Source organism: Streptomyces sp. NPDC004788 (genome assembly GCF_053601115.1).
Genome location: NZ_JBSGBF010000038.1, coordinates 41032 through 55586, shown reverse-complemented (window position 1 = coordinate 55586; position 14555 = coordinate 41032). Strand labels below are relative to the sequence as shown.

Genomic DNA, 14555 nt, shown 5'->3' with positions numbered 1-14555 from the left:
AGGACAGTAACGAAGAACGACCCCGCTGGGACAAGGAGCCCACCAGAAAGCCCGCCTTCGGGGGACACCCTCACGAAAACGTCACCCAGAGTGATCCTCGGGCCCCCGCCTACCCCCGTAGACCGGCCCCGCACTCACGCCGGACCCGCTCCAGAAAATTTCCCAGAAACTTTTCCGTAGTCGCGTAATGGATCCGCCCGACGCCCCTCTCTCCCAGTGAAGGCCCACCCATGGGCCCCACCCAGAGAGGCCACCCGCCATGCAGAACACCGACAACAACAACGTCGTGGAGCGCGAGCTCGAGCTCAAGCTCGTCCTGTCCCCCGAGCGCTCCGTCGCCGTCCCCGCCCGCCTCGCCTACCGCACCGACGACCCGTACGCCGTCCACATCACCTTCCACGTCGGCTCGGACCACCCGGTCAACTGGACGTTCGCGCGCGAACTGCTCGTGGAGGGCGTGTTCCGGGCGTGCGGGCACGGGGACGTGCGGATCTGGCCGACGAAGGTAGACGGGCGGAACGTCATCCTGATGGCCCTGTCCTCCCCCGACGGCGACGCCCTCCTGGAGGCCCCGTCCGCGCAGGTTTCCGCGTGGCTGGAGCGGACCCTGCGCGTGGTGCCGCCGGGCACCGAGACCGAGCAGCTCGGCATCGACGACGGTCTGGCCGAGCTGTTCGCCACCACCGTCCTGGCGGACGAGCTGTGGCTGCGCGACCCGTGGCCGTCGGACGAGTCCGCGGACGGCGACCTGTGAGCCGCGGCCCGTGGACCCCGTAGAAGAGGACTCGAAGACGGACTCGAAGACGGACCCGGCGGAAGCGTCGACGGAGGACCCGGCGGAAGCCCCGGCGGAGGACCCGGCGGAAGCCTCAGAAAAGCTTGCCCGGGTTCAGCAGGCCCAGCGGGTCGAACGTCTTCTTGATCCCACGCTGCAACTCCACGCCCACCGGCCCGAGCTCCCGCGCCAGCCACTCCTTCTTCAGCACGCCCACCCCGTGCTCGCCGGTGATCGTGCCGCCGAGTTCGAGGCCGAGCGCCATGATCTCGTCGAAGGACTCCCGCGCCCGCCGCGACTCGTCCTCGTCGTCGTGGTCGAAGCAGACGACGGGATGGGTGTTGCCGTCGCCGGCGTGCGCGCAGACGCCGATGGTCAGCCCGTACTTCTCGGCGATCGCCGCCGTGCCCGTGAGCATCGCGGCGAGCTTCGTGCGCGGCACGCACACGTCGTCGATCATCGTCGCCGGCTTGATGGTCTCCAGGGCGGTGAGCGAGAGGCGCCGGGCCTGCAGGAGGAGTTCGGACTCGGCGACGGAGTCCGCCGGCACGACCTCCGTCGCGCCCGCGGCCCGGCACAGCTCCCCCACCGCGGCCAGGTCGGCGGCCGGATCCGGGGTGTCGAAGGCGCACAGGAGCAGCGCCTCGGTGGTGTCGGGCAGGCCCATGTGGGCGAGCTTGTTGACGGCCCGGACGGTGGTGCCGTCCATCAGTTCGAGGAGCGACGGGGTGTGGCCGCGCTCCATGATCGTGCAGACGGCCGCGCAGGCCGCCTCCGCCGACGGGAACTCGGCGGCGAGCGCGAGCTGGGCCGGCGGCTGCGGCTTGAGCGCGAGCACGGCCCCGACGACGACGCCGAGGCTGCCCTCGGAGCCGACGAAGAGCCGGGTCAGGTCGTATCCGGCGACGCCCTTCGCCGTGCGCCGGCCGGTGCGCAGCAGCCGCCCGTCCGCGAGGACGACGTCGAGACCGAGCACGTACTCGGCGGTGACCCCGTACTTCACGCAGCACAGCCCGCCGGAGGCCGTGCCGATGTTGCCGCCGATGGTGCACGTCTCCCAGCTGGAGGGGTCGGGCGGGTAGGAGAGGCCGTGTTCGGCGACGGCCCGCGACAGCACGGCGTTGACGACGCCCGGTTCGACGACGGCGATCCGGTCGACCGGGTCGATCTCCAGGATGCGGTCCATCCTGACGAGCGAGAGCACGATGCAGCCGTCGGAGGCGTTGGCGGCGCCGGACAGACCGGTGCGGGCGCCTTGCGGGACGACGGGGACGCGCAGTTCGGTCGCGGTGCGCATCACGTGCTGGACCTGTTCGACGGTGCGCGGGAGCACGACGGCCGCGGGGGTGCCGGCCGTACAGAAGCTCGCCATGTCATTGGCGTAGGAGGCGGTGACGTCGGGGTCGGTGAGCACGGCCTCGGCGGGGAGTCCGGCCAGGAGCAGTTCGTGGAGCCTCTCGTGAAGATCGTCCATACGTCCAGCCTGGCACCCGGGGCCATCGGTGTGAACCCGCCGTCGCCGGTGGCTCGTGTGCTCTTCGTACAGCGTTGTACGGGCGCACAGTGTGCGCCATGAGACCCGAGAACGTGTCGCGGACGGTCCTCGCCTCCGGCGTGGGCGCGGTGCTCGCGGCGACGGCGCTGCTGTACGTGCCCGAGCTGGTCGGCCGGACCCCGGAGCGGCCGCCCGGGGCCGCCGAGCGCGCGACACACGCGGCGAACGCGGGGGCCCAGGCGGCGCTGCCCGACCTGGTCGCGCTGATCGGCGACCGGGAGACGTGGCTGCGGGCCCATCCGGATGACGCGGCGTCATGGGCGCTGCTCGGCACGGCCTATACGGAGCGGGGGCTGCGGCGCGCGGATCCGGCGGACCTGCCGCGGGCCGAGCGGGCCCTGGAGCGCTCCCTGAGGACGAAGAGCGCCGGGACCAATGGGACCGCCGGGAACACCGGGAACACCGGGAACACCGGGAACACCGGGAACACCGGGAACGCCGGGAACTCCGGGAACCTGGACGCGCAGGTCGGCATGGCGGCCCTCGCGAACGCGCGCGGCGACTGGAAGTCGGGCAAGGAGTGGGGCGAGCGGGCCCGGAAGGCGGACCCGAAGCGCTGGGCCGCGTACCCGGTCCTCATCGACGCGTACGACGGTCTCGGCGACTACGCGGCGGCCCAGAAGGCGACCGAGACGCTGACCGAGCTGCACTCGGGCTCGGCGGTCAGCGCGCGTTCGGCACAGCTCTACCGCAACCTCGGCTGGCGCGAGGACGCGGGCGCGGCGGCCCTGGACGCGGTGGCGCTGGCGGAGACGGCCCCGGAGAAGGCGGCGGCGCTGTCCGGGGCCGGCGACCTGGCGTGGGAGCGGGGCGAGCCGAAGGAGGCCCTCGCGCAGTACGCGGCCGCGCTCGGCCTCGTAAAGGATCACGGGCCCGCTCTCGCTGGCCGGGCGCGGGCGCAGGCGGCGCTCGGCCGGACGCGGGAGGCGGTACGGGACTGGCGGGCGGCGCTGGAGCGGCTGCCGCTGCCGGAGTACGTCCTGGAGGCGGCCGAGCTGGACGAGTCGCTCGGCCTGGACGGGGACGCGCGGGCGCTGTACGAGCGGCTGCGGACGGCAGCGTGGCCCGGGGCGGAGGTCACGCTCGGTCTGCTGGAAGCGGACCACGGCGACGCGGCGCGGACGGCGGACGCGGTACGGCGGCTGCGGGCCGCCTGGGCGGGCGGGCACCGTTCCGTACAGGTGGCGGACGCCCTCGGCTGGGCGCTCTTCCGGTCGGGCGAGCCGAAGGAGGCGCTGACGTACGCGAAGAAGGCCACCGACGAGGGGCTGCGCAGCGCGCTGTTCGCCTACCACCGCGGGGAGATCGAGCGGGCCCTGGAGGACTACGGCCCGGCCCGCCGCCATCTCGCGGAGGCGCTGCGGATCAACCCGTACTTCTCGCCGCTGCTCGCGCCCCGCGCGAAGGAGGCTCTGGCGGCGCTCGGCGACCCGCCGGACGAGCTGCCCAGGGACGTGCGCCCGGAGAAGGACGCGCCACCGGAGAAGGACGCCCAGCCAGAGACGAACGCGCAGCCGGAGAAGGGCACCCGGCTCGGGAAGCCTGAGCGGCCCGGGAAGCCCGAAGTCCCGAAGAAGCCCGGCATGTAGCTGGGGTGCGGTGTGGGTGCCCCGGGCGGGCCCCCCGTACCCGCCCGGGGCGTGGCAGGGGCCCGGCCCGGTGCTGTCACCGGGTCGGGCCCCTGCCGTGCGAGGTGGCTGGAAAGCGGCAGCCGTCAGAGGTTGCCGCGCTTCTCCTGCTCGCGCTCGATCGCCTCGAACAGGGCCTTGAAGTTGCCCTTGCCGAAGCCCATGGAGCCGTGGCGCTCGATCATCTCGAAGAAGACGGTCGGGCGGTCCTGGACCGGCTTGGTGAAGATCTGCAGCAGGTAGCCGTCCTCGTCGCGGTCGGCGAGGATCTTCAGCTCGCGCAGGGTGTCGATCGGGACGCGGGTGTCACCGACCCACTCGCCGAGCGTGTCGTAGTACGAGTCCGGGGTGTCCAGGAACTGCACGCCGGCGGCGCGCATCGCGCGCACCGAGGCGACGATGTCGTTGGTGGCGAGGGCGATGTGCTGGACGCCGGGGCCGCCGTAGAACTCCAGGTACTCGTCGATCTGCGACTTCTTCTTCGCGATCGCCGGCTCGTTGATCGGGAACTTCACCTTGAGGGTGCCGTCGGCGACGACCTTCGACATCAGCGCCGAGTACTCGGTCGCGATGTCGTCGCCCACGAACTCCTTCATGTTCGTGAAGCCCATGACCTTGTTGTAGAAGCCGACCCACTCGTTCATCTTGCCGAGCTCGACGTTGCCGACGCAGTGGTCGATGGCCTGGAAGGTCCGCTTGGCCGGCGGCTCGACCATCGGCTGGGCGGCGACGTAACCGGGGAGGTAGGGGCCGTCGTAGCCGGAGCGGTCGACGAGGGTGTGGCGGGTCTTGCCGTAGGTGGCGATGGCGGCGAGGACGACGGTGCCGTGCTCGTCCTTGAGCTCGTACGGCTCGACGAGGCCGGTGGCGCCCTGCTCGACGGCGTGGGCGTAGGCGGCGCGCGCGTCCGGCACCTCGATCGCCAGGTCGATCACGCCGTCGCCGTGCTCGGTGACGTGGTCGGCGATGAAGCGGCCCCACTCGGTGGTGGCCTTGATGACGGAGGTGAACACGAAACGGGCGGAGCCGTTGGTGAGGACGTAGTTGGCGGTCTCGCGGCTGCCGTTCTCCGGTCCGGAGTACGCGACCAGCTTCATGCCGAAGGCCGTGGAGTAGTAGTGCGCGGCCTGCTTGGCGTTGCCGACGGCGAAGACGACCGCGTCCATACCCTTCACCGGGAAGGGATCGGCCTCACGCGCGGTGGAAGTGGTGTGATCGATGGTCTCAGTCATGTGATGAGCGTCCCGCCGGTCTGCAGGCTGCGCAATAGTTTCTTGTTCCACTGGTCAATCTGCCCAGCGACCGGCCAGTATGAGCGGGCGACTTGTACATGATGACCATCGGGAGGCCTTCGTGGCGATCGATCATCTGGACGGACGACTCATCGTCCTCCTCGCGCAGGAGCCCCGGATCGGGGTCCTGGAGGCGTCACGCCGGCTCGGCGTGGCGCGCGGCACGGTCCAGGCACGGCTCGACCGGCTCCAGTCGAACGGAGTCATCCGCGGCTTCGGCCCCCAGGTCGATCCGGCAGCCCTCGGCTATCCGGTCACGGCCTTCGCGACCCTGGAGATCAAGCAGGGCCAGGGTGCGGACGTGCGCGGGCACCTGGCGACCGTGCCGGAGGTCCTGGAGCTGCACACGACGACCGGACACGGGGACATGCTGTGCCGGCTCGTGGCCCGCTCCAACGCCGATCTCCAGCGGGTGATCGACCGCGTGGTCGGCTTCGAGGGCATCGTCCGGGCCTCGACGGCGATCGTCATGGAGAACCCGGTCCCGCTGCGGATCATCCCGCTGGTGGAACAGGCGGCGGAGGACCAGCCGCCGCGGTAGGCCATCACCCGCACATCCCCACTCGCATCCCCACTCGTATCCCTCACTCGCATCCTCACTCGCATCCCTCACTCGTGAGAGTTACAAAGAAGTCTCTGCAAAAAACCCTTGCAGAGGGTTCTTTGCAACTCTACTGTTGAGTCATGCCCGAGAAGCCCGAACCCGAAGCCGGACAGGAAGCCGCACACGAAGAGCGGCAGCCCGGCCCCCGCGTGCTGGACCCGCGCTCCCTGCGCGGGCTCGCCCACCCGCTGCGGATCCAACTGCTGCGCGCCCTGCGTCACCAGGGCCCTGCCACCGCCTCCCAACTGGCCGAGCGGCTGGGCGAGTCGAGCGGCGCCACCAGCTACCACCTGCGCCAGCTCGCCGCCCACGGCTTCATCGAGGACGCCCCGGACCGCGGCAAGGGGCGGGAGCGCTGGTGGCAGGCGGTGGCGGGCGGCACGAGCTTCGACGAGGCGCTGTACAAGAACCCCGACCCCGAGGTCCAGGGCGCCATCGAGGTCTATCTCCACGAGATCGCGAACATCCACACGCAGGAGCTGAACACCTACCTCGGCACCCGCCACCAGTGGGCCGACATCTGGGTGGGCGCCTCGGACATGAGCGACTTCACGCTCCACCTGACCCCGGAGCGGCAGAGCGAGCTCAACGAGAAGATCCACGACCTGATCAACGAGTACAGCACGGCCGCCGACCCGGACGCCGCCGACGCCCAGCGGGTCCGCATGCACCTGCACGCCTTCCCCCAGCACGGCGCGAACTGACCGCCCGACCGCCCGACCGCCACCACGACCGGAAAGGCCACATCCATGCACGCCGACGTCCACCTCGCACTGCACCGCCTGACCGCCACCGAACTCCAGCGGTCCGCGGCCACCGCCGCGCCGACCACTCCCGTACGCGTCCAACTGGGGTGGAGGCTCGTCGAGTTCGGCCTCAGGCTCGCCGTCGCCGAGCCGCAGGGCATAACCGTCCGCGCCGCCTGACCTGGCCGAGCGAGCCGAACGACCGAACGAGCCGAACGAGCGAACGAAACCGGGGGGACTCCACCGTGCGCTCACGCACCCGCACAGACACCCGCACAGACACCAGCACAGACAGCCGCACAGACAGCCGCTCACGCACTCCACTGGCGAGCGTCCTCACCGCCAACGCCATTTCCATCAGCGGCAACTCGCTCACCCTCATCGGCGTCCCGTGGTTCGCCCTGGAGACCACGGGAAGCCCCGGCAAGGCCGGCCTCGTCGCCTTCTGCGCCGCCGTGCCCGTCGTCGTCTCCGCGATCGCCGGCGGGCCCGTGCTCGACCGGATCGGCCGCCGCCGGGTCTCCGTCGTCTCCGACCTGGTCTGCGCGCTCGCGCTCGCCGCCATTCCACTGCTCAACGGGGCCGGGCTGCTGCGGTTCTGGATGCTGTGCGCGCTGATGGGCGTCACCGGCCTCTTCCACGCGCCCGGCGAGACCGCCCGCCATGTCCTCGTCCCCGACCTCGCCGAGCGCGCCGGCACGCCGCTGTCCCGCGCCGCCAGCCTCTACGACGCGGTGTCACGCGGCGCGCGGATGACCGGCGCCGCCGTCGGCGGCCTGCTCGTGGCGCTGATAGGCGCCGACACGGTGCTGTACGTGGACGGCGTCACCTTCCTGGTCTCCGCGCTGCTCGTCCTGGCGGGCCTGCGCGGCGTCCCGGCGGCCGAACCCCTGCGCGGCGCACCGGCGTTGAACCTCGCCGCCTACCGCGCCGACCTGCGCGAGGGCTACTCCTTCCTGCTGCGCACCCGGCTGCTGCTCGCCGTCGACCTGATGGTGATGGTCACCAACGGGCTCGCCCTGAGCTGGAGCGCGGTGCTCCTGCCGATCCACGCCCGCGAGGAACTGGGCGGCTCGGCCGCGCAGGGCCTGCTGGTCGCCGTCTTCGGCGGCAGTGCCCTCGCCGGTGCGCTGCTCTATGGCGCGCTGGGCCACCGCTTCCCGCGCCGCCCGGTCTTCACCGCGGGTTTCCTGATATCCGGCGCGCCGATCATCACGGCCGCGTTCACCGACACCGTCGCGCCGATGGTGGTGGCGGCGGTGCTCGGGGGGCTCGGCGCCGGGGTGCTCAACCCGATCCTCACCACGGCCTTCTACGAGGTGGTGCCCGAGGAACTGCGCAGCCGCGTCGGCGGCGCCAGCACGGCCGCCGTGCTGCTCACGACCCCGCTCGGCGGGCTGGCCGCCGGCTTCCTGGTCGAGAGCGTGGGCATCACGGGGGCGCTGCTCACGGTCGGCGGGGCGTTCGTCCTGGCCACCCTGTCGCCGCTGCTGTTCCCGGTCTGGCGCGAGCTGGACGCCCCGGCCTCAGCGCGCGCCTCCGCCCCCGCCCCCGCCTCCGCGCGCGCTTCCGGCCCTAGCAGCTCGGGATCTTCGACTCCTGGCCCTGCTCCAGAGCCCGCAGGGACGACACCGCGTCACTGAGCGCGGTGACCGGGACGAGCCGCAGCCCCTTCGGCAGCTCCGACTGCGCCTGGGAGCACTCGTCCTTCGGCACCAGGAAGACGGTGGCGCCGTCGCGCGCGGCGGCCTGCGTCTTCAGGGACACACCGCCGACGGCGCCGACCTTCCCGTCCGGCTCGATCGTGCCCGTACCGGCCACGGTCCGGCCGCCGGTGAGGTCACCGCCGTCACCGTCACCGTTGATCTTGTCGACGATGCCGAGGGAGAAGAGCAGTCCGGCGCTGGGGCCGCCGACGTCGGCGAGGTGGAGGTTCACCTTCACCGTCTTCGGGTCCAGCTTCAGATAGCCGAGGGCGGCGAGGGTGGCCGCGTCCTGCGACTCCTTCATCTGGCCGAGGTTGTGCTGCTCGATCTCCTTGTCGGACTGCCCCGGCGGGTAGACGGAGGACTTCGGCAGCACGGCCCGGTCGGTGCGGAACCAGGCGTCGGTCACGTCCCCGAGGTCGACGGAGGCGGACGGGCCGGTCGCCAGGATCGTGGTCATCCGCAGCTGTCCCTCGGTCGGCCGGACCGGGGCGCCGGAGACCGTGATCACCTCGCGGCCCTGGTCCTTGCCGAGCACGTCGGCGGTCGTGCCGGGCTGCGCGATCGAGAACGGCAGCGGCGCGAGCCCGGCGACGGCGAGCAGCGCGACGACGGGCACGGCACAGAACGCGAGGGCACGGGTGCGCGGGATACCTGCGAGACGGGAGAGCACGCCCCCAATCTACTGGGCGCCCGCCCGGTGGCCCGCTAGGCCGCCGGGCGGGCCTGGGGCAGCCGGCGAGCGAAGAAGGCGCCGACCCGGTGGCGTAGCGCCGCGACGGTCACGGCCGGGTCGGCGGTGCCGACGAGCGCGGCGCGGGTGCCGGGGGTCACCAGACCGGCGCTCTGGAGCTGGGGCACCAGGGCCGCGTAGTCGGTGAGCGCCCAGTGGTCGGCGCCCGTCAGCAGGGCGCGGGTGCCGGGGAGGCCGGCCCAGGAGCGTTCGATGCGGGCGGCGCCGTCGAAGCCGTCGGTGCGGAGGAGCAGCAGGGGCCGGTCGAAGTCGTGGAGGGAGCCCTTGGGGTCGAGGTCGTCCAGGTCGAGATAGCCCTCCAGGTCGGCGACGGCGCGGACGCGGCGGTCGCGGAGGGCGGTGTGGACGGCGGCGGTGCCGCCGGCGGAGTGCCCGTAGATCCCGATGGCGCGGGCGTCGGGGAAGCGGCGAGGGGGGTGCCCGGCGAGGAGGCAGGGGACGTGGTCGCGAAGGAGGCCGGGGAGGTGGTCGAGGACGAGACAGAGGTCGGCGACCCGGGTGTCGATCATGGTGCGGAAGGTCACCGGGTCCGGTTCCCCGCGCAGCACGGTGACCCGGATCCCGCTCGGCAGCTCCACCTGGCTGGCGTCGCCCGGGTGGTCGACGAGGACGACGATCCGGCCGTGACTGGCCAGGTCCTCGGCGAGATGGGTGCCGAGGGTGCGGGAGTCGCCGCCGCCCGGGCTGTAGAGCAGCACGGGCCAGGGCCCCGGCAGCGGGGGCGCGTCCAGGTGTCCGTGGGTGAGGACGGCGCCCCAGTCGACCGCGCCCGCCTCGGGCAGGCCGGGGTGGACGTGCGGCGCGAGTTGGGCGAAGACCTGGGCGGCGGCCGGGCTCAGCTGCGGGACGCGTGGGCAGCCGCGGACGGTGCGGGCCGGGTGGAGGACGGTGAGCATCACCTCGCGCGGGCCGCCGACCCACGGGTCGGTGCGCGAGGGGTCGGTGAGGTGGACGGTGCGCAGGCCGACGGGGTGCGGGCCGGTCGGCGCGGGCAGCCGGAGCGCGGGAAGCCGGACCGCGGGGGCGGCCTGCGCGATCCCGGGCAGGAGGGCGGCGGCGGTGCCGAGCAGGGCGCCGGTGAGGACGGTGCGCCGGGAGGTCGTGTGCCGAGAAGCCGTACGCCGAGAGTTCGTGCCTGGAGAGTTCGTGCGTCGAGAAGTCATGCAAGCATCGTCGGAGCGGTGCCCCTTGCGGCGCGAAGGTTCAGGGCCTGCCCGAAAGGCTGGCGGAAGACGGGGAGTTGTGCCGGTGCTGCGCATCCACTTCACGGCGGACGACTTCGCCCGGGTCCGCTTCGCGCCCCGCCCTGCCCCGCTCCAGGAACTGCACGCGGCCCTGGCGACGGCCGTCGCGCCCTGCCGGGACCCGCTGTTCGGCCGCTGGCGCGGCCGGGTCCTGCGCACCCTGCCGGCCGCCGCCGAACCGCTCGCCGACCTGGTGCCGGCGGGCCGCCCGCCGTCCTTCCTCGACGTCCTCGGCGACACCCTCGCCGACAGCTTCGACCTCATCCGCGCGACGGGCCCGGAGGTCGTCCGCGCCGAGCTGGCGCGGGTGTACGGGGCGGGGCCCGCCTCCCTGCCCGCACCGCGCTGGGTCCGGGGCCTGTACGTGGGCGAGGAGGCGTCCTGGCAGACCGTGCGCCGGGCCCAGCGGGCCGCGTACGAGACGGTGCTCGCCCCGGTCTGGCCGCTGATCCAGGACCTGCACCGCGAGGAGTTCGCCCGGCACGCCCTCGCGGTCGCCGAGCACGGCCTGGCCGCCGCCCTGACGGCTCTCGCGCCGGACGCCCGGCTGAGCGGTGCCGTCTGGGAGTGGCCGGCCTCCCCAGGACTTCGTCCGGAGGGTCCCCCGCAGGCCCGCGACGTCCACCTCGCGGGCCGGGGCCTGGTCCTCCTCCCGACCTTCCACCACCCGGCGGGCCCGCTCCTCCAGGACCTCCCGGCCCGCCCCGTGGTCCTCACCTACCCGGCGGGCCCCGGCCTCCCGCCCGTACCGGAAGCCGAGGGCGACCCGGACGAGCCCCTGGCGGCCGTCCTGGGCCGCACCCGCGCGCACCTCCTCCGCCTGCTCACCGAGCCCCACACCACGTCGGCGTTGGCACGGGCACTCGGGGTGAGCAATGCGACGGCATCAGCGCACGCGGGGGCGCTGCGGGCGGCGGGCTTGGTGACGACGAGGAGGACGGGCAGGTCGGTGACCCACGAGCGGACGTCGCTCGCGGACCTGGTGGTGGGCATGCGTTCCGCAGGGGTGGAAGGGTGGGCACACCCCCACATGGCGGCGCGCTGAACCCGGACCCGCGCCCCCTGGGCCGTGGCCCTGGCAGCCGCGCGCCCTAGCGCAACGCGTCGGCGACCTCCCGGGCCGCGTCCACGACGCGCGGTCCCACCCGCTCCGGCACCGCGTCCGCGAGCATCACCACACCGACGCTGCCCTCTATGCCGGTGACGCCGACGAGGGGCGCGGCTGCGCCGCTGGCGCCGGCTTCCAGCTCGCCGTGGGTGAGGGTGAAGCCGGGTTCGATGAGTTCGCCGGCGCGGGCCGCGAGTATGGCGCGGCCGGCGGCACCGCGGTCGAGCGGGTGGCGGAAGCCGGCCCGGTAGGCCACGTGGTAGTCGGTCCAGGTGGGTTCGACGACGGCGACCGCGAGCGCCTCGGCACCGTCGACGAGGGTGAGGTGGGCGGTCGCCCCGATGTCCTCGGCGAGGGAGCGCAGCGCGGGCAGCGCGGCCTCCCGCACGAGCGGGTGGACCTGCCGGCCGAGCCGCAGCACGCCGAGGCCGACCCTGGCGCGGCCGCCGAGGTCGCGGCGTACGAGGGCATGCTGTTCGAGCGTGGCGAGCAGACGGTAGACGACGGTCCGGTTCACACCGAGTCGGTTGGACAACTCGGTGACGGTCAGGCCGTGGTCGGTGTCGGCTAGCAGTTTGAGGACCTTAAGTCCCCGGTCGAGCGTCTGGGAGGTTTCCGCGGTCACGACGCCCTCTCCTTCGGAGTGAGTGACAGCGGACTCGTACGAAAGCTGCGGCACCGGTCCCATCGGCGACGCACGTCAGAGGCCGCCGGCAGGACGGGGCACACCGGCTGCGCTCCGCGGCGGCGCTGCCACGGGGCGTTTGCTTGAGCCGGGACAGTAGCGACCTGTCCCGCTCAGCGGAAGACCTCGTCCAGAATCCGGGCGCGTGCGACCGGATACGGGCGGTTCGGGACCTAAGTCGCCCGAACACGGGACTTTGGCGGACAAGGGCGCCCGGTTCGTCCCCGTAGCGTGGGAGGTGTGCCCGGTTCCGACCGTGGGGGCCGGTTCCGGACATGGCCGAGGCCCGTACGCCGCCTGCGTACGGGCCTCGATTCCGTTATGCGCCTTGTGTCCGGGGACGGCTCGGGAGCGGTTCCGGAGCGGTTCCGGAGCGGCTCGGGAGCAGCCCCGGAACGACTCGGGTACGGCTCGGGAGCAGCCCGGGAGCAGCCCGGGAACGACTCCTCGGGAGCGGCTCACCGCATGCGGGTGGCCCACTCCTGGACCTTCTTGATCCGCTCGCGGATCTGTCCGGCGGTCGCCTCGGCGCTCGGCGGTCCGCCGCACACCCGGCGCAGCTCGGTGTGGATCACGCCGTGCGGCTTGCCGCTCTGGTGAACGTACGCACCGACCATCGTGTTGAGCTGTTTCCTCAGCTCAAGGAGCTCCTTGTGGGAAACGACGGGGCGCCGTTCCGCCGGAAGCTCCAACAGGTCGGCCTCGGTGTCCGGCTTCTTGCGGCTGTGCGCGATCTGCCGGGCCTGCCGCTTCTGCAGCAGGAGCTGCACCTGGTCGGGTTCGAGGAGACCGGGAATGCCCAGGTAGTCCTGCTCCTCCTCGCTGCCGGGGTGGGCCTGCATGCCGAACTCGGCGGCGTTGTAGAGCACGCGGTCGAAGACGGCGTCGGACTCGAGGGCCTCGAAGGGCAGCATGTCCTGCTCGCCGGTGTCCTCGTCCTGCTGCTTCTCCGCCTCGGCCATCTCCTTCTCGGACTCGGCGTACGGGTCCTCCTCGCCCTCCTTCTTCGGCCGGTCGAGGACGTGGTCGCGCTCGACCTCCATCTCGCTGGCGAAGGAGAGCAGGGTGGGGATGGTGGGAAGGAACACGGAGGCGGTCTCGCCGCGCCTGCGGGATCGCACGAAGCGGCCGACGGCCTGCGCGAAGAAGAGCGGAGTCGAGATCGTCGTCGCGTACACGCCGACGGCGAGCCGCGGCACGTCGACGCCCTCGGACACCATGCGGACGGCGACCATCCAGCGGTCGGTGTTCTCGCTGAACTCGTCGATCCGCCCGGAGGCGCCTGCGTCGTCGGAGAGCACGACGGTCGCCTTGGTGCCGGTGATCTCGCGGATCAGCTTGGCGTACGCGCGGGCCGAGTCCTGGTCGGAGGCGATGACCAGGCCGCCGGCGTCCGGAATGGACTTCCGGACCTCGGTGAGCCGCTGGTCGGCGGCGCGCAGCACGTTCGGCATCCAGTCGCCGCGCGGGTCGAGCGCGGTGCGCCACGCCTGCGAGATCGCGTCCTTGGTCATCGGCTCGCCGAGCCTGGCGGCGATCTCGTCGCCGGCCTTGGTGCGCCAGCGCATGTTGCCGCTGTAGGAGAGGAAGATGACCGGTCGGACGACGTTGTCGTTGAGGGCGTTGCCGTAGCCGTAGGTGTAGTCGGCCGACGACCGCCGGATGCCGTCGTTCCCCTCCTCGTACGTGACGAAGGGGATCGGGTTGGTGTCGGAGCGGAAGGGCGTGCCGGTGAGCGCGAGCCGGCGGGTCGCCGGCTCGAAGGCCTCCAGGCACGCCTCGCCCCAGGACTTGGAGTCTCCGGCGTGGTGGATCTCGTCGAGGATGACGAGGGTCTTGCGCTGCTCGCTGCGGTTGCGGTGGAGCATGGGCCGCACGCCGACACCGGCGTACGTGATCGCGATGCCGTGGTACTCCTTGCTGAGCGGCCCCGCGCTGTAGTCGGGATCGAGCTTGATCCCTATCCGCGCCGCGGCGGCCGCCCACTGCTTCTTCAGGTGCTCGGTGGGTGCCACGACCGTGATCTGCTGCACCACGTGGTGGTGCAGCAGCCAGGACGCGAGGGTCAGCGCGAAGGTGGTCTTGCCGGCGCCCGGCGTGGCGACCGCGAGGAAGTCACGGGGCTGCTCCTGGATGTACTTCTCCATCGCGCCCTGCTGCCAGGCTCGCAGCTTGTTGGCGGTGCCCCAGGGGGCGCGGCCGGGGAAGGCGGGAGAGAGGTGATGGGAGGAGGTAGCGGTAGTAGTCACGATCTCCGGTTCGACGCTCGTCCAGATATGACAACCGGGCCACCTTACCGGTGCGACTGCCGCGAGCGGCTATGGAAGGGACCGTGCCGCGGCAGCGTGAGAGAGTCCTCACACTGCTGGGGAACCGTATCCCGGCCCGTCTTCGGGACCGGCTTCGGGACCGTTTTCGGGACTCTTCTCGGGTCCCCTCCCGGACCCCTTCCGGACCG

Annotated in this window: 13 protein-coding genes; 7 read left to right on the top strand and 6 right to left on the bottom strand. The window is 72.4% G+C overall.

Annotated elements, in window-relative coordinates; genetic code table 11:
* The first annotated feature begins 259 nt into the window (after window positions 1-259).
* Window positions 260-754 (top strand): SsgA family sporulation/cell division regulator, encoded by a 495-nt coding sequence (locus ACWEJX_RS18835; protein WP_451608552.1) that lies wholly within the window; start codon window positions 260-262, stop codon window positions 752-754.
* 115 nt (window positions 755-869) lie between these two features.
* Here ACWEJX_RS18835 and ACWEJX_RS18830 read toward each other — a convergent pair whose 3' ends face one another.
* Window positions 870-2249: an FAD-binding oxidoreductase gene (locus ACWEJX_RS18830; protein WP_451608551.1), complete on the bottom strand. Its 1380-nt coding sequence runs from the start codon at window positions 2247-2249 to the stop codon at window positions 870-872.
* Between the two features lie 98 nt (window positions 2250-2347).
* On the opposite strand from ACWEJX_RS18830, the gene ACWEJX_RS18825 reads away from it, so the two are divergent.
* Window positions 2348-3919: a hypothetical protein gene (locus ACWEJX_RS18825; protein WP_451608550.1), complete on the top strand. Its 1572-nt coding sequence runs from the start codon at window positions 2348-2350 to the stop codon at window positions 3917-3919.
* A 125-nt stretch (window positions 3920-4044) separates the two neighbouring features.
* On the opposite strand, the gene hppD is transcribed toward ACWEJX_RS18825, so the two are convergent.
* On the bottom strand, window positions 4045-5190 hold the full coding sequence (gene hppD / locus ACWEJX_RS18820) for a 4-hydroxyphenylpyruvate dioxygenase (RefSeq protein ID WP_403800837.1): 1146 nt from the start codon (window positions 5188-5190) through the stop codon (window positions 4045-4047).
* Between the two features lie 121 nt (window positions 5191-5311).
* Between hppD and ACWEJX_RS18815 the strand changes: the two genes are divergently transcribed.
* From ACWEJX_RS18815 to ACWEJX_RS18800, 4 genes are all read left to right on the top strand, one after another.
* The gene (locus ACWEJX_RS18815; protein WP_389206670.1) at window positions 5312-5791 is read left to right on the top strand and encodes an Lrp/AsnC family transcriptional regulator; all 480 of its coding nucleotides are present in this window, start codon (window positions 5312-5314) and stop codon (window positions 5789-5791) included.
* Window positions 5792-5934: 143 nt separating this feature from the next.
* On the top strand, window positions 5935-6558 hold the full coding sequence (locus ACWEJX_RS18810) for an ArsR/SmtB family transcription factor (RefSeq protein WP_451608549.1): 624 nt from the start codon (window positions 5935-5937) through the stop codon (window positions 6556-6558).
* A 45-nt stretch (window positions 6559-6603) separates the two neighbouring features.
* Window positions 6604-6780: a hypothetical protein gene (locus ACWEJX_RS18805; RefSeq protein WP_451608548.1), complete on the top strand. Its 177-nt coding sequence runs from the start codon at window positions 6604-6606 to the stop codon at window positions 6778-6780.
* A gap of 143 nt (window positions 6781-6923) precedes the next feature.
* Complete coding sequence (locus ACWEJX_RS18800; RefSeq protein ID WP_451608565.1) at window positions 6924-8243, top strand: MFS transporter; 1320 nt, start codon at window positions 6924-6926, stop codon at window positions 8241-8243.
* On the opposite strand, the gene ACWEJX_RS18795 is transcribed toward ACWEJX_RS18800, so the two are convergent.
* Together ACWEJX_RS18795 and ACWEJX_RS18790 are read right to left on the bottom strand one after the other, a co-directional pair.
* On the bottom strand, window positions 8176-8979 hold the full coding sequence (locus tag ACWEJX_RS18795) for a S16 family serine protease (protein WP_451608547.1): 804 nt from the start codon (window positions 8977-8979) through the stop codon (window positions 8176-8178). The genes ACWEJX_RS18800 and ACWEJX_RS18795 overlap by 68 nt on opposite strands.
* A gap of 35 nt (window positions 8980-9014) precedes the next feature.
* Window positions 9015-10223 carry an acetylhydrolase gene (locus tag ACWEJX_RS18790; RefSeq protein ID WP_451608546.1) on the bottom strand — a complete coding sequence of 403 codons (1209 nt, stop codon included), beginning with the start codon at window positions 10221-10223 and terminating at the stop codon, window positions 9015-9017.
* An 85-nt stretch (window positions 10224-10308) separates the two neighbouring features.
* Here ACWEJX_RS18790 and ACWEJX_RS18785 point away from each other — a divergent pair, with 85 nt between their 5' ends.
* Window positions 10309-11349 (top strand): winged helix-turn-helix domain-containing protein, encoded by a 1041-nt coding sequence (locus tag ACWEJX_RS18785; protein ID WP_451608545.1) that lies wholly within the window; start codon window positions 10309-10311, stop codon window positions 11347-11349.
* 46 nt (window positions 11350-11395) lie between these two features.
* On the opposite strand, the gene ACWEJX_RS18780 is transcribed toward ACWEJX_RS18785, so the two are convergent.
* Window positions 11396-12037: an IclR family transcriptional regulator gene (locus tag ACWEJX_RS18780; RefSeq protein ID WP_403800816.1), complete on the bottom strand. Its 642-nt coding sequence runs from the start codon at window positions 12035-12037 to the stop codon at window positions 11396-11398.
* Window positions 12038-12555: 518 nt separating this feature from the next.
* Complete coding sequence (locus ACWEJX_RS18775) at window positions 12556-14346, bottom strand: DEAD/DEAH box helicase (protein ID WP_451608544.1); 1791 nt, start codon at window positions 14344-14346, stop codon at window positions 12556-12558.
* Window positions 14347-14555: the final 209 nt, after the last annotated feature.

What these genes read in the sequence shown, in the direction of transcription:
- ACWEJX_RS18835 (WP_451608552.1), top strand. Translation starts at nt 260, where the DNA reads ATGCAGAACACCGACAACAACAACGTCGTGGAGCGCGAGCTCGAGCTC.
- ACWEJX_RS18810 (WP_451608549.1), top strand. Translation starts at nt 5,935, where the DNA reads ATGCCCGAGAAGCCCGAACCCGAAGCCGGACAGGAAGCCGCACACGAA.
- ACWEJX_RS18805 (WP_451608548.1), top strand. Translation starts at nt 6,604, where the DNA reads ATGCACGCCGACGTCCACCTCGCACTGCACCGCCTGACCGCCACCGAA.
- hppD (WP_403800837.1), bottom strand. Translation starts at nt 5,190, where the DNA reads ATGACTGAGACCATCGATCACACCACTTCCACCGCGCGTGAGGCCGAT.
- ACWEJX_RS18830 (WP_451608551.1), bottom strand. Translation starts at nt 2,249, where the DNA reads ATGGACGATCTTCACGAGAGGCTCCACGAACTGCTCCTGGCCGGACTC.
- ACWEJX_RS18825 (WP_451608550.1), top strand. Translation starts at nt 2,348, where the DNA reads ATGAGACCCGAGAACGTGTCGCGGACGGTCCTCGCCTCCGGCGTGGGC.
- ACWEJX_RS18790 (WP_451608546.1), bottom strand. Translation starts at nt 10,223, where the DNA reads ATGACTTCTCGACGCACGAACTCTCCAGGCACGAACTCTCGGCGTACG.